Raw genomic sequence first — 17,711 nt, 5'->3', positions numbered from 1 at the left:
GGGGTTGTCGTTAAGCAGCAAGTCTTGAATCAGGAAGTAGGCGATCAGCGCCGTGTCCGTCAATACTCCGAACCGCACCGTTGAAGACTTCGGGTCCAACGAGTGGCTGGTCGAGGAATTGTATGAGCAGTACAAGTCAGATAAGAACTCGGTCGACAAGTCCTGGTGGCCGTTCTTCGACAAGTACGAGAAGAACAGCGGCGGCTCCCAGACCGCTGCTTCCCAGCCCGCTGCGAAGCCGGCCGACAAGCCCGCTGCGAAGCCGGAGGCCAAGGCCTCCGGTTCCTCGGCGGCTCCATCCACTGCACGGGAGACCTCGCGCGGCGTCTCGCCGTCTTCGGCCGAGTCCGAGACTCTGAAGGCCGAGACGAAGTCCGTCCCCCAGGTCACTGCCAAGGAGACCGCGCCGAAGGCCGCCCCGGAGGAGACGATCACTCCCCTGCGCGGCCCCGCGAAGCTCATCGCCAAGAACATGGATGAGTCGATCGAAGTCCCGACCGCCACCTCCGTCCGGTCACTGCCTGCCAAGGCGCTCATCGACAACCGCATCGTCATCAACTCGCATCTCAAGCGCACCCGCGGCGGCAAAGTCTCCTTCACGCACCTCATCGGCTACGCCGTCATCCGTGCGCTGCAGAACTTCCCCTCGCAGAACGTGTCCTACGATGTCCGCGACGGCAAGCCCGTGATGGTCTCGCCGGCCCACATCAACTTCGGACTGGCCATCGACGTGCCGAAGAAGGACGGCACACGCACGCTGCTCGTGCCCAATGTCAAGAAGGCCGAAACCCTGACCTTCCGCCAGTTCGTCGATGCCTACGACGGCCTCGTCGACAAGGCGCGCAAGGGCAAGCTCACAGCCGACGACTTCGCCGGCACCACGGTCTCGCTGACCAACCCCGGCGGCATCGGCACCGTGCACTCGGTGCCGCGCCTGACCAAGGGGCAGGGCTGCATCATCGGCGTCGGCGCTCTCGACTACCCCGCCGAGTTCCAGGGCGCGAGCCAGCAGACCATCAACACCCTGGCCGTGTCCAAGGTGCTGACCCTGACCTCGACCTATGATCACCGTGTCATCCAGGGCGCGGGCTCCGGCGAGTTCCTCAAACTCGTCCACAGCTATCTGCTGGGCGAGGACGGCTTCTACGACGACGTCTTCGAATCGCTGCGCCTGCCCTATGAGCCCGTCCGCTGGGTGCCCGACGTCTCCGCCGAGGATCAGGACGACGTCAACAAGACCGCCCGCGTCATCGAGCTCATCGACGCCTACCGCACCCGCGGCCACCTCATGGCCAACATCGACCCCCTGGTCTACCGTCAGCGGTCCCATCCGGATCTCGACATCAACCAGCACGGTCTGACGCTGTGGGATCTCGAACGCGAGTTCCCCACCGGCGGTTTCGGCGCCAAGGCGATGATGCCCTTCCGCAACATCCTCGGACTGCTGCGTGAGAGCTACTGCCGCACCATCGGCTTCGAGTACATGCACATCGCCGACCCGGTGCAGCGGCGCTGGTTCCAGTCGAAGATCGAGGTGCCCCATCAGGAGCTGACTCGCTCCGAGCAGGGACACATCCTCGGTCGACTCAACGCCGCGGAAGCGTTCGAGACCTTCCTGCAGACGAAGTACATCGGGCAGAAGCGCTTCAGCCTCGAAGGCGGCGAGTCCGCGATCGTCATGCTCGACGAGATCCTCAATCAGTCCGCGGACACCGGACTCGACGAGGTCGCGATCGGCATGGCACACCGCGGACGCCTCAACGTGCTGACGAACATCGCGGGCAAGAGCTATGGGCAGATCTTCCGCGAATTCGACGGCACCATGAACCCGGACAGCGTGCAGGGCTCAGGCGATGTCAAGTACCACCTCGGAACGCAGGGCTCCTTCACCTCTCCGTCGGGCAACACGACCGACGTCTACGTGGCGGCCAATCCCAGCCACCTGGAGACCGTCGACCCGGTCCTCGAGGGCATCGTCCGTGCCAAACAGGACCTCATCGACCAGGGCGAATCGGGATTCACGGTGCTGCCGGTCCTCGTCCACGGCGATGCCGCCTTCGCCGGTCAGGGCGTGGTCACCGAAACGCTCAACCTCTCGGAGCTGCGCGGCTACCGCACCGGTGGAACCGTCCATATCGTCATCAACAACCAGGTCGGGTTCACCACTCCGCCCGCCTCGGCGCGTTCGTCCTTCTACTGCACGGACGTGGCGAAGTCGATCAACGCCCCGATCTTCCACGTCAACGGCGATGACCCGGAAGCGGTCGTGCGCGCCGCCCGCCTGGCCTTCGAGTACCGGCAGGAATTCAACCGCGACGTCGTCATCGATCTCGTCTGCTACCGTCGCCGGGGCCACAACGAGGGCGACGACCCCTCGATGACACAGCCGCTGATGTACTCCCTCATCGAGAAGAAGGGTTCGGTGCGCAAGCTCTACACCGAATCCCTCGTGGGCAGGAAGTGCATCACCGACGAGGAGGCCGCCGAGGCGCTCAAGGACTACCAGTCGAAGCTGGAGTCGGCGTTCGCCGAGACCAAGGAGGCCGAGACCGGTCCCTATGACGGTGAGGCCTTCAACGCTCCTTACGAGCCCAGCGACATCGAGACGTACAACGATGCCGACACGGCCATCAGCACCGAGACCCTCCAGCGCATCGGAGAGGCGTTCGCCGAGGTGCCCGCGGACTTCACGATCCACAAGAAGCTGCGGGCCCTGCTGGAGAAGCGCAAGGAGATGTCCCTGTCGGGCGGCATCGACTGGGGCTTCGCCGAGCTCATCGCCTTCGGTTCGCTCCTCATGGACGGAGTGCCGGTGCGTCTGGCCGGACAGGATTCCCGCCGCGGCACCTTCGTCCAGCGCCACTCCGTGCTCATCGATTCGGTCAACGGAAACGAGTGGACCCCGCTGCAGAATCTCACCGAGGATCAGGCTCGATTCCTGGTCTATGACTCGCTGCTGAGCGAATACGCCGCAGTCGGCTTCGAATACGGCTATTCCGTCCAACGCAAGGACGCACTCGTGGCCTGGGAGGCTCAGTTCGGTGACTTCGCGCAGGGTGCGCAGACCGTCATCGACGAGTTCATCTCGTCATCCGAGCAGAAGTGGCAGCAGAACTCCGGAGTCGTCATGCTCCTGCCCCATGGGTATGAGGGCCAGGGACCCGACCACTCCTCGGGCCGGATCGAGCGCTACCTGCAGCTGTGCGCGGAGTCGAACATGACGGTCGCCTACCCCTCCAACGGCGCCTCGTACTTCCACCTGCTGCGCCGTCACGCGACGACGACGAACAAGCGTCCGCTCATCGTCTTCACCCCGAAGTCGATGCTGCGCCTCAAGGCCGCCGCGAACTCGCCGGAGGACTTCACCACGGGCAGCTTCCAAGCGGTCATCGACGACGCCGAGATCGATGCCGGTCAGGTCGACCGCGTCGTGATGGTGTCCGGCAAGCTCTACTGGGAGCTCAAGGCCAAGCGGGAGAAGGAGAACGACACGAAGACGGCCCTCGTCCGTCTCGAGCAGCTCTACCCGCTCGACGAGGAGGCAATCACCGCTGTCCTCGACCGTTACCCGGCCGATGCCGAGATCGTGTGGGCGCAGGAGGAACCGGAGAACCAGGGCGCGTGGCCGTTCATGGCTCTGCATCTGCCCGCGCTGCTCGGCGGCCGTGAGCTCAAGGTGACCTCACGGCCGGCTTCCGCCGCCACCTCAACGGGACTCAAGCACATCCACGAGGTGCAGCAGCAGGATCTCGTCGACCGGATCCTCAGCCGGTGAGCAGCGACGTCACCACAACCATCGCCGTGGTCGGAGGCCCCCTGGTCGCCGGCCACGGCGATGGCCGTGGTCTCGGGTGGGTCGGCCGGGTGACCGCAAGGACTCTGCCGAGTCTGCCCGACCTCAAGGTCTATCCTCTGGCGGTGCCCGGCGAGGACTCCTCCGGCCTCCACGCCCGGACCATCGCCGAGGCGTCGCTGCGGTTCACCCCCGACGGTGACAATCGTCTGGTGCTGGCTCTGGGCTCGGGTGATCTCGATACAGGTCGTTCGGTCGCCAGGGCTCGCCTCGACGTGGCCAACGTCCTCGACGAAGCGCTGGCCAGGAAGGTGTCGACGTTCGTGCTCGGGCCTCCGCCGGAGCACGACGGAGATCGCAATCGTCGCATCGCGGAGCTCAATACGAGCTTCTCCGATGTGGCGAAGAGGCGTGGGATCACCTATGTCGATGCCTTCACTCCCCTGCTCGGACATCCCGTCTGGCAGCGCGAGGTCGCCTCATCGCGAGATCATCTGCCCGCGCAGGAGGGCTACGGTCTGCTGGCCTGGCTGGTCCTCCATCGCGGCTGGTTCAACTGGCTGGGAGTCCGCGACGTCCTCGGCGACAGCTGAGTGCGAAGCTTCCTCGCCGGCAGGAGCGCATGTGCCCGGTGCCCGCACCGGCTTTGCCCTGCTCCGGCGATCATGAGAGAATGAACCGTCTATTGAAGGAGAGCACAATGAGCAAGCGTGGCCGTAAGCGTCGCGATCGCCGTCGTTCCAAAGCGAACCACGGCAAGCGTCCGAACAGCTGATGCACTGATTCGTTCAGTACACGACGAGGGCGGGAAGAGAATTCGATTCTCTTCCCGCCCTCGTCATCTGTCTCCGGACATCGGCTCCCGCCGACTCAGACGCCGGGCCAGGACGTCTGCTCGAGTGCGATCCGCTGTCGGATCTTCTCCCGCAGACCCATCGGTGCCCGGTCGTGGCTGCACGAGCGGCGCACGAGCTCCTTGAGCAGCGCCTCGATCTCGTATTCGTCATGACATGAGGGACACTGCTCGAGATGGACCGAGATCTCCCGGATCTCCGTCGTCGTCAGTTCGCCGTCGAGATAATGGTAGATGCGCGTCAGCGATTCCGCCCTGACGCTTTCGCAGCATTCTTCGTCGCTCATTTCGCACCTCCCTCGGGCTTCACGAAACCGCGCTCCGCGGCGTAGTCGGCCAGCATCTCCCGCAGCTGACGCCGTCCACGGTGCAGGCGGGACATCACGGTGCCGATCGGGGTCTCCATGATCTCGGCGATCTCCTTGTATGGCAGGCCTTCGACATCGGCATAGTAGACGACCATGCGGAAGTCCTCGGGCAGGGCCGTGAGCGCATCCTTGACGTCGGTGTCGGGCAGGTGGTCGAGCGCTTCGAGTTCGGCTGAACGTCCTCCAGAGGACGAATGGCTGTCCGCCTGAGCGATCTGCCAGTCCTCGATGTCTTCGCTGCCGTGCTCCTTCGGCTGCCGCTGCTGCTTCCGGTAGTTGTTGATGAAGGTGTTCGTCAGAATCCGGTACAGCCATGCCTTGAGGTTCGTGCCGGGCTTGTACTGGTGGAACGCCGCGTACGCTTTCGCATAGGCTTCCTGGACGAGGTCCTCGGCGTCCGCGGGGTTGCGGGTCATCCGCAACGCAGCCGCGTAGAGCTGGTTGACATATTCTAAAGCGTCTCGCTCGAAACGCTCCGACCTCTCGGCGGCCGTCTCGGGGACTTCTTTGACTGATTCGGTCATCACAGCCAATGGTACGCCCGTTCTCTCCAGGACGGCAGTGGCACTCATGGACTTCTCCTTCTGCCTGTCGACTCGCGACGGGTCCCACCCGCCGATCGGCTTCACCCATGCAACATCGGACCGTGGTCCCACTATTCCCTGTACAGCGGTTATGCTTGCCATTGAGATGCCCGCCACGTAGGAAGGACCACAGTGTCTCCCATCCGATTCATCGCACGGCCCATGTTGGCCGCCGGCTACATCCTCAACGGCGTCGATCGTCTGCGTCGGCCGGAGGCCGCTGCAGCATCGGTCGGTCCTCTGCTCAACCAGGCTCGCAAAAGGATCGATGTGCCCGTGGACGCTCCGACTCTCGCGCGCGCCACCGGCGTCGCCCAGGTCGCGGCAGGTTCGCTGCTGGCCATCGGACGCTTCCCCCGCATCAGTGCTTCGATCCTCGTCGGCACTTACCTGCTCGACACAGTGGGTGAGCGTCTCGCAGCGGAGAAGACCACGTCGAAGGAAGAGAAGAAGGCTCGCACCGAGCGCACGCTGCAGCGGACCTCCATGCTCGGCGGTGCGCTCCTGGCCAGCGTCGACACCGCCGGTCGGCCCGGCCTGTGGTGGCGCACGCAGCATGCTGCCGAGGACCTGTGGTCCAGCGTCGAAGACACGTCCAAGCAGGCACTGAGCGCACTCGGAGTTGACTGACATCCCCACTGACACACTCCCGGCGGCCGGCGACTGGAAGGCGCCGGTCGGCGGCTCGGGCATCACTGCCACCGTTTCCGTCCCCGGTTCGAAATCGCTGACGAACCGGTATCTCGTCCTCGCCGCGCTGGCTGAGTCAGCCTCTGTCCTCAGAGGATGGCTGCGCAGCCGGGACACGCTGCTCATGATCGAGGCGCTGCGCAGACTCGGTGCCGTCATCGACGAAGACGGCGATGTGCTCCATATCGAACCCATCGATCTCACCGTCTCCCCTTCACCGGCTCGCTCCGAGTCCCCGGCCGATCCGGTGACCATCGACTGCGGACTGGCCGGAACCGTCATGCGCTTCATCCCTCCGCTGGCCGCGCTCACCGGTCGCGAAGTCGTGATCGACGGTGACGAGCAAGCGCGCGTGCGGCCGATGTCCGTGACTGTGGACTCCTTGGTCCGTCTCGGTGCGTCGATCTCCTCGCCCAACGGTCTGCTGCCGCTGAGCATCCACGCCTCCTCTCAGCCGCGCGGCGGCCATCTCGAGATCGATGCCGGTGCTTCGAGCCAGTTCGTCTCCGGACTCCTGCTGACGGCACCCGTCATGCCTTTGGGACTCGACCTGGTCAACACCGGGGCCGCGGTGCCCAGCCGCACCCATGTCGATATGACGATCGAGGTCCTCAGGGACGCCGGAGTCGACATCAGCGAACCCGAACCCGAACACTGGGTTGTGGAGCCTGGTCTGCCGCGCGGACTCGACGTCGAGGTCGAACCCGACCTGTCCAACGCCGCTGCCTTCGCCGCGGCCGCACTCGCCTCCGGTGGCTCGGTCACCGTCGCGGACTGGCCGGTGCACACCACTCAGGCCGGGGACGAATTCCGCAGGATCGCTGAGGCCTTCGGCGCAGATGTGGTCCTCGACCGCGAGGGCCTGCACGTGCGGGGACCGGAGACTCTCGAGGCAGTCGATCTCGACCTCTCCGCGGTCGGCGAACTCACCCCGGTCGTCTCCGCCCTGGCGGCCCTGGCAAACGGAACCTCGCACCTGCGCCGGATCGGGCATCTGCGCGGACACGAGACGGATCGGTTGGCTGCTCTCACCCGGGAACTCGGTGCCGTCGGAGTCGAAGTCGTGGAACATCCGGATGCACTGACGATCACCGGAACCACGGACCTTCGGGCAGCCCTGTGGCACACCTACCACGACCATCGCATGGTGATGGCCGGCGCGATCCTCGCCCTGCGCACCAAAGGGCTGGTCGTCGAGAACGCGGGAACCGTGGCCAAGACGCTGCCGGATTTCATCCAGCTGTGGGAAGCCATGCTCTCCTCCGGGACCTGAGATGGCGAAGATCTACCGCGACGAGGACTACCGTCCCCGACCGAACCGGCGCGGTTCACGTCCCCGGACGAAAAACCGCCCCGACCACACCGACGCCGTGTCCGGCCTGGTCACAGCCGTCGATCGGGGGCGGTATCGGGTCACTCTCGCCGATTCGGTGGGGGAATTCACGACACCGGCGCACTCGCAGGCCGGGTCAGAGGACCGCTGCCGCTCCGCCTCGGTGACGGCTGTGCGCGCCTCGCACCTGCGCCGTCGGGCCATCGTCCCCGGAGACATCGTCAAGCTCGTCGGGGACACCTCGGGCCGATCCGGCACGCTGGCTCGTCTGGTCGAGATCACCGAACGGCAGAACCTGCTGCGACGCAGCGCCGATGACACCGACCCGACCGAACGCGTCATCGTCGCCAACGTCGATGTCTTGGGCATCGTCACCGCCACAGTGGACCCCGAGCCCTCATACGGACTCATCGATCGTGCCCTCGTCGCCGCCTTCGATGCGGACATCACTCCGCTGCTCATCATCACCAAGACCGATCTGCGGTCTGCTGCTGAGATCAGGGAGCGGTTCTTCGCCAGCGGAGTCGACATCGTCGAGTCGGCTCTCGACCCGGAGAATGAGAGGGTCGACACGGAGATCGCAGACAGGCTGGCGGACAGGATGAGTGTCCTCGTCGGGCACTCGGGGGTCGGCAAATCGACGCTGACGAACGCACTCGTGCCCGCCGCCGAACGCGCCACGGGGCATGTCAACGACGTCACGGGACGCGGACGGCACACCTCGTCCTCGGCCGTGTGCCTCCCGCTCGCGGGCGGGGGCTGGCTCATCGACACTCCCGGCGTGCGCAGCTTCGGACTCGCGCACGTCGACCGGGAGACGGTGCTGTCTGCCTTTCCCGAACTCGTCGCCGCCACTGCTGACTGCCCCCGCGGCTGCACCCACCTGTCGGACTCCCCCGGCTGCCGCCTCGACGACTGGGTCGCCGAGGGGCACGCCGGCCCCGGAGGAGTCTCACGGCTGGAGTCCCTGCGTCGGCTGCTGCCCTCGACTGGATAGGCTGAGGGCATGAACGACCTCGACCTGGCGATCGAACTCGCCGACCTCGCCGACGGCATCAGCCTCCCGCATTTCACGGACCAGGACTTCACCGTCGAGACGAAACCCGATCTCACGCCGGTCACCGAATGCGACCGCGCTGTGGAGAAGGCCATCATGGACCGACTGGCCCAGGCGCGCCCGGACGACAGCGTCCTCGGCGAGGAATTCGGCTCACACGGAGATTCATCACGACGCTGGATCATCGACCCCATCGACGGCACGAAGAACTTTGTCCGCGGGGTTCCCATCTGGGCGAGCCTCATCTCGCTCTACGACGGTGAGGAGTATCTGCTCGGTGTGGTCTCCGCGCCGGCATTGGGCCGACGCTGGTGGGCCGCGGCCGGTCAGGGGGCCTTCGCTTCGGCGTTGGGCGCGCCGGCGAAACGGATATCGGTGTCCGAAGTCGACCGTCTCTCGGATGCGTCGCTGTCCTATGCCTCGCTGTCCGGATGGAAGGAACTGGGCGTGCTCGACGAGTTCCTCGAACTCGCCGAATCCATGTGGCGCACCCGCGGCTACGGTGATTTCTACTCGTATATGCTCCTGGCCGAAGGCGCCGTCGACCTCGCCTGCGAACCGGAGCTCGCCCTCTACGACATGGGAGCCCTTGCGCCCATCGTGGTCGAGGCCGGAGGAGCATTCACGAACACCGTGGGACTCCCCGGGCCCTTCGGCGGCAATGCCGTCGCGAGCAACTCCCGATTCCACGAGTCGGTCCTCGACCGGCTCGGCCGAGTCGCACCGAAGGAGACCGAGTGATGCCTGATATCCGCCGCGCGGGCCTGTGGCACGCGATGGCCGAGTCCGCGGGACTGACCAATCCCGATGGAACCATCGGCGAAACGATCTACGGTCAGATGACCGAGCTCGCAGCACAGCTCGGCGCGGTCAACCTCGGTCAGGGAGCGCCGGGGACCGAACCACCGTCCGAACTCATCGACGCCAGCACCGAGGCGATGCGAGCCGGATTCAACCAGTACGCCCCGGGACAGGGCTTTCCGCAGCTGCTCGAGGCCGTCGCCCAGCAGCGCGAACGCGATTTCGGGCAGCGGGTCGATCCTGCCGAGGTGCTCTACACCGCCGGCGCCACCGAGGGGCTGACGGCCGCGATCCTCGCACTCCTGCCCCGCGGCCGCAGCCTCGTCGCCTTCGAACCGTTCTACGACTCCTATCCCGCCGCCGTCACCGCTGCCGGAGGCAGTCTGCACACGGTGCCGATCCTGCCCGACGGCTATGGGGGATTCACACCCGACTGGGACCTCTTCGACCGGGTCGTCGGCGAGGTGGACCCGGCGATCATCCTCGTCAACACCCCGCACAACCCCACCGGCTGCATCTTCTCCGCGGACGACCTCGCTCATATCGGACGTGCCGCCGAAGCCGCAGACGCCTGGGTCCTCTCCGACGAAGTCTACGAACAGCTCGTCCTCACCGAGCAGGCCCATATTCCTCCGGCCGTGGCCATCGAGGACGCGGCACGGGTCGTCACGGTCTCCTCGGCGGGCAAATCCTGGAACGCCACGGGATGGAAGATCGGGTGGGTCATCGCTCCTCCCGAGGTGCGTGAGGCGATCCAGGCGGTCAAGCAGTTCCTCACCTTCACCGCCGGCGGCCCGATGCAGATCGGCATGGCGACGATGCTGACCAGCGATTCCCGCTTCGTTGAGGAGAACCGCGCATCATTGGCCGCCCGCGCCGAGGTGCTCGTGCCCGCCTGCCGCACTGTGCCGGGAGCGATCGTGTCGACGCCGCAGGCCGGGTACTTCACCGTCATGGACTTCTCTGCGCTGACCGATCTCGATGCCTTTGCGCTCAACGACCTGCTGGCCAGGGAATTCTCCCTCGTCGGGATTCCGGTGCCAGCTCTCTGCAGGCCCGGCAGCCCGGCCTACAGCGCCTATCGCTCGTCGATCCGGTATTCGTTCTGCAAGTCCGTCGCCGACGTCGACAAGGGCGCACAGCAGTTCATCGCGCTCGGAAGTCATCTCCGGCAGTACCCTGAGGCCCTGAAGCTTCGGAGCTGAGTCTCCGCGGTCTCCGCCGACGGAGACGCACGAAGGGGCGAACCGCATCGTATGCGGTTCGCCCCTTCTGTCGAGCTCTGGTACCGGCCGGACTGCCCGGGAGGGATTCCCGTCTCGGGCGCGCCGGAACGCAGGAGTGCCCGTCAGGCCTTGACGAGTTCGAGCTCGAGTTCGATCTTGATCTTGTCGGACACGAGCAGCTCTCCCCCACCGAGGACGGCGTCGAAGGACATGCCGAAGTCCCGGCGATTGACGGTTGCAGCTGCCGACATGCCGGCGACCTGGTTTCCGTTCGGGTCAGTGGCAACGCCGGCGAATTCGGTCGAGAAGGCGACCTCCTTCGTCACTCCGCGCATCGTCAGCTCACCGATGGTCTCGAACTCATCTGCAGCATCGGCCTTGATCGCGGTCGACGTGAAGGTCAGCTTCGGGTGCTCCTCGGCGAGGAAGAAGTCGCCGCCCTGGAGGTGACCGTCACGCTGCTCGTTGCGGGTGTTGATCGAGGAGGCAGTGGCCTCGGCGGTCACGGAGCTGTCCTCGAGAGTCTCTGCGATGTTCGCAGCGCCTGCGATCTCCTCGAAGTGGCCACGGACTTTGGAGACGCCGGCGTGGCGAGCGGTGAAGGTGAACTCCGAGTGCACGGGGTCGATGTTCCAAGTTCCGGCGGTGAGTCCCTGAGGCAGAGCAGTCATGATTTCTCCTTTTGGTTGAAATTTGAAGTACAGCAGTGACTATAGTTTATGTTTCAACCATAAGCAAGCCCCGCTGAGCCGAAGTGAACGGCAAGTGGACATGTGGCGGAGGTCACCTGTCTTCGGTTTTGTCTCGACACAACCCCTCGTGTAATGTTGAGGACACGCCGCGGGGTGGAGCAGTTCGGTAGCTCGCCGGGCTCATAACCCGGAGGTCGGAGGTTCAAATCCTCCCCCCGCCACCAAAGTGGCAGAACCCTCATCCAGTTCAACTGGATGGGGGTTCTTCTCATTCACCTGCGGCCCTTCGAACGACCACGACCTATCCTGTTGTCACAGCCGAGCTCATCGGCTGCCCAGCCGCCCGGCCAGTCGGACGAAAGGAAAACCGTCAAGAATGAACACAATGAAGATCGCCGTGATCGGCGGAGGAATCGCCGGCGTCACCACGGCCTACGGGCTTGCGCGCCGGGGCGCAGCAGTGACTCTGCTCGACGATGCAGCAGCTGGGCAGGCAACTGCTGCCAGCGCTGGGATCATCGCTCCCTGGGTGTCCTCTTCGGACGGCGACTTCTACGAAGCGTACTCCGCTGGCGGCAACTACTATCCTGAGTTCCTTGCCGGTCTCCATGAGCTCGGAATTGCAGAACTCGGATACAGACGGTCCGGTGCCCTGATGGTATCGAGGGAGGCGGCAGAACTCGAGGCCGTCGAAGACCGGATTGCGCGACGGGTTGCCGCGTCCGGCTCCGTCGCGGGAAAGCTCGAGCGCGTCGACAGCACACAGGTCAGCGAATTGTTTCCCGCGCTCTCCTCCGAATTGACAGGGTTATACGTCTCCGGCGGCGGACGCGTCGACGGCCGCGTCCTCAGGAATGCCACGCTGACCGCAGCCGTCATCCTCGGTACCGAGCACCACGAGGACTCCGTGCTCGCTGTCGAACCTCTCAGAGGGGCCGGATGGAGAGTGACGACGACGCGGCAGTCGACCGACGTCGATGCCGTCGTCGTCGCGGCAGGAGCCAGGACGCGAGAGCTGCTGCTTCCGCTCGACGTGGATTGTGCAGTGAACCCGCAGCGCGGTCAGATCACGCATCTGCGTCTCCGAGGCGTGAACACCTCTCCGTGGCCGACAGTCCACCCCTTCACACCCAACTACATCACCCCGTTCGACGACGGCCGAATCGCAGTCGGTGCGACACGCGAATCCGGCAGCGGCTACGATCCCCGCATCACTGCCGCCGGGCAGCTGCAGGTTCTCCAGGACGCGCTCAGCCTGGCCCCTGGCCTCGCCGATGCCTCCCTCGTCGAGACCCGAGTCGGGATCCGCCCGATGGGCGACGACAACCTGCCGATCGTCGGAGAGGTGCCGGGAAGGCCTGGTCTATGGACGATGACCGGCTATGGAGCAGGCGGTCTCACCTTGGGTCCGCTGCTCGGCGATGCCGCGGCCCGCAGCATCCTCGGAGATCCAGCATCGGAACTCGCCCCGTTCCCCACCGCCACACCACGATGATGTCGGCTGTTGCTGACCCGCTTCACGACGATGAGGCGTTGCCTCGGCTTGGGAGAGCACCGAAGCAGCGTTCAAGTCTCCTCGGAGGCTTGCCGATGTGATCGCGAACGGGTTGGATGACTACGCGGCGATCTTCATTCCCGGGGGCCACGGTGCGATGAACGTCATCCCGTTCGCCGAGGATGTCCAGGCCGCGCTGGATCACTTCCAGAACGACGACAAGCTCATCATCATTCCGGGACATGATCGAGGCCTTGCAGCAGGACGGACTCGAAATCGTCGACGACGATACGTCGGGAGCGACCGTGCGCGACCGCAACCTCCTGTCCGGCGACAGTCCGCTGGCAACCGACCGGATGGGCAAGGACTGCGTGACCGCACTGCCGGAGGAGTTCGGCGAGTGGCACCGCCGGCGCGTCGCTTTCGAAGCTCCGCACGGTTCACCGTCGGCACCTGATTCCCCAGGAACGACCACGCCCCCGAGAGCCGATGCTCTCGGGGGCGTGTGACGTCGACTCGGTCAGGCGAACCGAAGACGAACCGGATCAGTTGCCGGAGTCTCCTCCCTGCTCAGCCGGCTCCGAGGCGGGAGCCGAGGATTTGCCCCCGGTGCCGTCCTCGGCGATCGACGGATCGGCCGACACGGCGTCGTCGATGGCGTTCTTCAGCCGCTTCTGAGCCTTGCCGTACTCTTCGAAGTCACCCTTCTTGAGTGCGGCGTCCGAGTCCTCCATGGCCTTCTTCGCTTCCTGCAGAGCGTCGTTGAGGGCCTTGTCCGGCGACTTCGAACCGGAGTCCTTGCCTGCCGAGGAGGAGCCTCCGGAATCGCCGCTGCCGCTGTCCTCGGTGCCGGCATCGCCGGCCTTGGCGCCGGAGTCGCCCCCGAACACCTGGTCGAGCGCCTCGTCGAGGGTCGGAGCGAAGCCGATGTCCTCGCCGAAGGCCACGAGCACGTGCTGCAGCAGCGGATATGAGGTCTCACCGGCAGACCGGACGTAAACAGGCTGCACGTAGAGCAGACCGTTGCCGATGGGCAGGGTCAGCAGGTTGCCGTTCTCCACCTCGGACTCGCCCTGACGCAGCAGGTTGAGGCTGCGCTGGACGTCAGGAGCGGTGTTGAAGTTGTTCTGCGCCTGTCCCGGGCCGGGCACGGTCGTATTGCGCGGCAGCTGGAGCAGTCTCAGCTTGCCGTAGCTGTCGGCCGTCTCGCCCTTCTTGCTTCCTGCGTCGGCGTCGGCCGAGAGGAACCCGGTGAGGTTGTTGCGCGACTGGCCCTCAGACGACCGAGCCGGGATGTACGAGCTCGTCAGCGAGAAGGACGGCGCTTCCTGACCCGGCATCTGCAGAGTCATGTAGAACGGCGGCTGAGTCAGTCCGCTGCTGGCCTTCTTCGTCGGATCGGTCGGCAGAGTCCAGAAGTCCTGACCGGAGTAGAACTCGCTGGCCGTGGTCACATGGTACTTTGCGAGCAGATCGCGCTGGACCTTGAACATGTCCTCGGGATAGCGGACGTGGCTCATAAGATCACCGGACATCTCCGACGAGGACTTGATGAGGCCGGGGAACACCTTCATCCAGGTTTTGAGCACCGGATCGTCCTTGTCCCACTGGTACATGTCGACCGATCCGTCGTAGGCATCGACCGTGATCTTCACCGAGTTGCGGATGTAGTTCACTTCATCGTCCGGCAGCGTCGCCACCGAATTCGGCGCTGTCGCCGTGGTCGAGTCCTCGGTCGCCTGCTGCAGCGGCTGCGGGGTCGAGTACGGGTAGTCCTCGGCCGTGGTGTAGCCGTCGAGGATCCACTTGATCTTCCCGTCGACGACGGCAGGGTACGGATCGCCGTCGATCTTGAGGAACGGGGCGAGCTTCTCCACACGTTCGCGCGGGTGGCGATCGTAGAGGATCTGCGATTCTTCGTTGAGTGCGTCCGAGAGCAGGATCTGCTCGTCCTGGAACTTCAGCGCATAGGCGAGTCGATTGAACACGTTGCCAACCGACGGTCCTCCATCACCGGCGAAGGTGTTGTTGACCTGGCCGGAGCCGCCCTTCTCATCCGAGGGGTAGTCGAGTTCGCGCGGAGTCGCTCCCTTCTCGGCACCGACGATCGAATAGTCAGGTGAGGACTCTCCGAAGTACACCCGTGGTTCGTATTGGGGGAACTCACCCTTCGGCGGAATGTCCGATTCCATGAAAGTCGGTTCGCCATCGGGGTTGCGCTGGTTGCCGTTGGCTGCGACCACGCCGAAGCCGTGGGTGTAGACGATGGCCCGGTTGAACCAGCTCTGGTTGTTCACCGAGCTCGGAGCGAGTTCGCGGACAGCGATGACGGTGTCGCGCTTCTCGCCTTTGATGTCATAGCGGTCGACGTCGAGCTTCTGCGGGAACGAATAGTAGGGACGCACCTGCTGCAGCTGCCGGAAGGTGTCCGAGACGAGGTTCGGATCCAACAGTCTGATCGAGGCTGCGGTCTCGGCGTCCTTCCGCAGCGCGCCCTTCTCACCGCTGGTGCTCGGCTCGTAGGGGGTCACCTCGATGTCGTCGAAGTCGAAGGCATCGCGGGTGGCGTCGATATTGTGCTGGATGTACTCCGATTCCAGGCTCTGCTGCGAGGGGTTGACCTGGAACTGCTGGATCATTGCCGGGTAGGCGATGATCGACACACCGCCGAGGACGATGAGCGTGAGCGTGGCGATGATCGAGATCCGCCAGTTGCCCTTCCACGCGGTGTAGACGAACAGCAGTGCCACGAGCACGGCGGCGATCGCGACGATCGCCATGGCGGGAAGCGCGGCGTGGTCATCGACGTACGTGACACCGGGAACGATGCCGCCGGCGGCGGTGAGTCGGTCGTAGCGAGCCAGCCACAGGCGACCGGCCTGAACGATGACGAGCACCGCCACGGTGATGCCCAACTGCCATTGCGCCGTCTTCGTCAGGATCACGCCCTTCTGCTCCCCCGGGCGGATTCCGCCGAAGAGGTAGTGGGCGACGAGCGCGGCGATGAGCGCGATGAGCAGGGCCATGCCGAGCTGATTGCCGATGAGGCGCAGTCCCGGCAGCACGAAGACGAAGAATGACTTGTCGAGGCCGAACTGCGGGTCCTTCGAGCCGAAGGAGGTGGAATTCATCCATTCGAGGATCGTGTTCCAATGCGCCGAGGCGGTGATTCCGGCGAGCAGGCCGACGACGGCGGGAATGGCGATCGTCGCGACTCTGCGCAGCGGTTCGATCGCCTCACGGTACCGGTCGAGGTTCTCCTGGCGCGGCGTCGTCGGAGCGTAGACGGGACGATGCCGGTACGCCAAATGCAGACTCACCCACACGGGCACCGCCATGAGGATGAAGCCGCCGAGGAAGGTCAGGCCGCGAGTGACCCACATCTTGCGAAAGACCTGCGCGGCATCGATCTGCCTGAACCACAGCACCTCGGTGTAGACCTGAGTGAAGGAGATGAAGGCGATCAGCAGAACCGCCACGGATACGAGGGTGAGCAGCAGCGGCGAACGTCTTGGCCGATTCGCCGGCATGCGTGCGGAGTGGGGTGAGGACGAGGTGCTCACTACTGCCCTTTCTCATTGTTGTCGGCGCCATCGGCGGAACACTTCGGAAGATCGGAAGTGTCACCGGCGGCGTACTGCTCCACGGCGGTCTCCGCGTCATCGAGCGTGTCGATGCGCGCCACCGTGATCTTGGACTGGTCGGCGGCCGAGAGGACTTCCGCGCAGTTGTCGGCGGGTGAGAGGAACAGCGTTGCTCCGTTCTCCGTCGCTGCGGCCACCTTCTGGCGGGCTCCGCCGATGGGTCCGACCGTCCCCGAAGGATCAATCTCCCCTGTGCCCGCGACGTGCTTGCCGCCGGTCATCGCTCCCGGGGTGAGCTCGTCGATGATGGCAAGAGCGAACATCGTGCCCGCCGAGGGGCCTCCGACACCTTCGACATTGAACTTCACGTCGACCGGGAACTCGAAGTCCTGCTTCATGGTGATGCCGATCGCCTTGCGTCCCTCGATGTCAGCGGGCTTCAGGCTGAGCTTCTCGCTCTTCCCGTCACGATCGATGACGAGATCCACGGACTCCGCCGACTGCACGGTGCTGCTCATGATCTGCGCAGCAGCGGGATCGGAATCGAGTTTCTTCCCGTTCACCGAAATGATCCGGTCTCCCTTGCGGAGCTTGCCCCGGGCCGGGGAGTCCTTCACGACGTCATCGACGAGCAGATGGACAGAGTACGACTTGCCCAGCTGCTCCATGGCCGCCGCAACCGCGACGTCCTGACTCGAGGACATCTCGACCGCATTCGATTCGGCCACGTCTTCGCGTGTGGTGTCGAGCGGATAGTAGGCCTCGGTGGGAATCACGGTCTCCTGGCCGTTGAGCAGTGCGCCCAGAGCCTGCGACGCGTAGACATCACGGCCCGGTCCGCCGCTCACGGCCACCGTGAGCATGTCGATCCGCCCATCGGTGGGATAGGTTTCGGCACCAGAGACGCTGATCATCGAATCGCCCTGGTAATCGCCGAGGGTGTTGAAAACCGGTCCCGGCAGCTGAAGCATATACGGAACCGGCAGAAGCACGGCCACAGCGATGAAGACGTAGGTCAGAACACCCGAGGTCGTGGACAGACGTGGAGTTCGTCGACGTCTGGTGCCGCGGGTCGGCACCGCTGGCACCGGCACGGCCCGAGGGGCGTTCTCTGTCATGTATTCCTTTCGCTGCACCGCCCCACCAGTCTAGTTGAATGCTGAGGGTCGGGTTCACAGACTCCTTTCGCCCGGTGCGAACATCCTGCGAAACCTCCGCGAATTGGGAAGCTTCCC

15 protein-coding genes and 1 tRNA gene are annotated in these 17,711 nt (G+C 64.9%); 11 read left to right on the top strand and 5 right to left on the bottom strand.

Annotation, left to right across the window (positions count from 1 at the left end; translation table 11 throughout):
* The first annotated feature begins 52 nt into the window (after positions 1 to 52).
* The 3 genes from IIE29_RS09925 (at position 53) to IIE29_RS17230 (ending at position 4,568) form a co-directional block, all read left to right on the top strand.
* Positions 53 to 3,775, top strand: a complete 3,723-nt coding sequence (locus IIE29_RS09925; RefSeq protein ID WP_209325085.1) for a multifunctional oxoglutarate decarboxylase/oxoglutarate dehydrogenase thiamine pyrophosphate-binding subunit/dihydrolipoyllysine-residue succinyltransferase subunit — start codon at positions 53 to 55, stop codon at positions 3,773 to 3,775.
* Positions 3,772 to 4,386 (top strand): GDSL-type esterase/lipase family protein, encoded by a 615-nt coding sequence (locus IIE29_RS09920; protein ID WP_209325084.1) that lies wholly within the window; start codon positions 3,772 to 3,774, stop codon positions 4,384 to 4,386. Before IIE29_RS09925 ends, IIE29_RS09920 begins: the two co-directional genes overlap by 4 nt.
* Before the next feature lie 107 nt (positions 4,387 to 4,493).
* Positions 4,494 to 4,568, top strand: coding sequence for a 50S ribosomal protein bL37 (locus IIE29_RS17230; RefSeq protein ID WP_425491453.1), 75 nt, complete (start codon positions 4,494 to 4,496; stop codon positions 4,566 to 4,568).
* 95 nt (positions 4,569 to 4,663) lie between these two features.
* Here IIE29_RS17230 and rsrA read toward each other — a convergent pair whose 3' ends face one another.
* Together rsrA and IIE29_RS09910 are read right to left on the bottom strand one after the other, a co-directional pair.
* Entirely contained in the window at positions 4,664 to 4,933 is a 270-nt protein-coding gene (gene rsrA, locus IIE29_RS09915; RefSeq protein WP_209325083.1) for a mycothiol system anti-sigma-R factor, read from the bottom strand.
* Positions 4,930 to 5,586 (bottom strand): sigma-70 family RNA polymerase sigma factor, encoded by a 657-nt coding sequence (locus IIE29_RS09910; protein ID WP_425491450.1) that lies wholly within the window; start codon positions 5,584 to 5,586, stop codon positions 4,930 to 4,932. Before IIE29_RS09910 ends, rsrA begins: the two co-directional genes overlap by 4 nt.
* A 144-nt stretch (positions 5,587 to 5,730) precedes the next feature.
* Here IIE29_RS09910 and IIE29_RS09905 point away from each other — a divergent pair, with 144 nt between their 5' ends.
* From IIE29_RS09905 to IIE29_RS09885, 5 genes are read left to right on the top strand one after another with little or no spacing between them, the layout of a single operon-like run.
* Complete coding sequence (locus tag IIE29_RS09905; protein ID WP_209325081.1) at positions 5,731 to 6,228, top strand: DoxX family protein; 498 nt, start codon at positions 5,731 to 5,733, stop codon at positions 6,226 to 6,228.
* Positions 6,221 to 7,561 (top strand): 3-phosphoshikimate 1-carboxyvinyltransferase, encoded by a 1,341-nt coding sequence (gene aroA, locus IIE29_RS09900; RefSeq protein ID WP_209325080.1) that lies wholly within the window; start codon positions 6,221 to 6,223, stop codon positions 7,559 to 7,561. Before IIE29_RS09905 ends, aroA begins: the two co-directional genes overlap by 8 nt.
* A gap of 1 nt (position 7,562) precedes the next feature.
* A complete protein-coding gene (rsgA, locus tag IIE29_RS09895; protein ID WP_209325079.1) occupies positions 7,563 to 8,618 on the top strand; it encodes a ribosome small subunit-dependent GTPase A in 1,056 nt (351 codons plus the stop codon).
* 9 nt (positions 8,619 to 8,627) lie between these two features.
* A complete protein-coding gene (locus IIE29_RS09890; RefSeq protein ID WP_209325078.1) occupies positions 8,628 to 9,419 on the top strand; it encodes an inositol monophosphatase family protein in 792 nt (263 codons plus the stop codon).
* Positions 9,419 to 10,684: an aminotransferase class I/II-fold pyridoxal phosphate-dependent enzyme gene (locus IIE29_RS09885; protein WP_209325077.1), complete on the top strand. Its 1,266-nt coding sequence runs from the start codon at positions 9,419 to 9,421 to the stop codon at positions 10,682 to 10,684. Before IIE29_RS09890 ends, IIE29_RS09885 begins: the two co-directional genes overlap by 1 nt.
* Before the next feature lie 143 nt (positions 10,685 to 10,827).
* On the opposite strand, the gene IIE29_RS09880 is transcribed toward IIE29_RS09885, so the two are convergent.
* Positions 10,828 to 11,376: a YceI family protein gene (locus IIE29_RS09880; RefSeq protein WP_209325076.1), complete on the bottom strand. Its 549-nt coding sequence runs from the start codon at positions 11,374 to 11,376 to the stop codon at positions 10,828 to 10,830.
* A gap of 168 nt (positions 11,377 to 11,544) precedes the next feature.
* Here IIE29_RS09880 and IIE29_RS09875 point away from each other — a divergent pair.
* From IIE29_RS09875 to IIE29_RS09865, 3 genes are all read left to right on the top strand, one after another.
* Positions 11,545 to 11,621, top strand: a tRNA-Met gene (locus IIE29_RS09875).
* Positions 11,622 to 11,773: 152 nt separating this feature from the next.
* Positions 11,774 to 12,892, top strand: a complete 1,119-nt coding sequence (locus IIE29_RS09870; protein WP_209325075.1) for an NAD(P)/FAD-dependent oxidoreductase — start codon at positions 11,774 to 11,776, stop codon at positions 12,890 to 12,892.
* A gap of 242 nt (positions 12,893 to 13,134) precedes the next feature.
* Positions 13,135 to 13,401 (top strand): hypothetical protein, encoded by a 267-nt coding sequence (locus IIE29_RS09865; RefSeq protein WP_209325074.1) that lies wholly within the window; start codon positions 13,135 to 13,137, stop codon positions 13,399 to 13,401.
* A 36-nt stretch (positions 13,402 to 13,437) separates the two neighbouring features.
* Here IIE29_RS09865 and IIE29_RS09860 read toward each other — a convergent pair whose 3' ends face one another.
* Together IIE29_RS09860 and IIE29_RS09855 are read right to left on the bottom strand one after the other, a co-directional pair.
* On the bottom strand, positions 13,438 to 16,455 hold the full coding sequence (locus IIE29_RS09860; RefSeq protein WP_343071864.1) for a UPF0182 family membrane protein: 3,018 nt from the start codon (positions 16,453 to 16,455) through the stop codon (positions 13,438 to 13,440).
* Positions 16,455 to 17,594 carry a YlbL family protein gene (locus IIE29_RS09855; protein WP_209325073.1) on the bottom strand — a complete coding sequence of 380 codons (1,140 nt, stop codon included), beginning with the start codon at positions 17,592 to 17,594 and terminating at the stop codon, positions 16,455 to 16,457. The genes IIE29_RS09860 and IIE29_RS09855 overlap by 1 nt, the downstream gene beginning before the upstream one ends.
* Positions 17,595 to 17,711: the final 117 nt, after the last annotated feature.

Origin of the sequence: Brevibacterium renqingii, assembly GCF_017808095.1 — a bacterium.
In the GTDB taxonomy this organism is placed as follows: Bacteria; Actinomycetota; Actinomycetes; order Actinomycetales; family Brevibacteriaceae; genus Brevibacterium; species Brevibacterium renqingii.
Note: the sequence above shows the minus strand (reverse complement) of the source record. Positions and strands in the feature narration are given on the sequence as shown.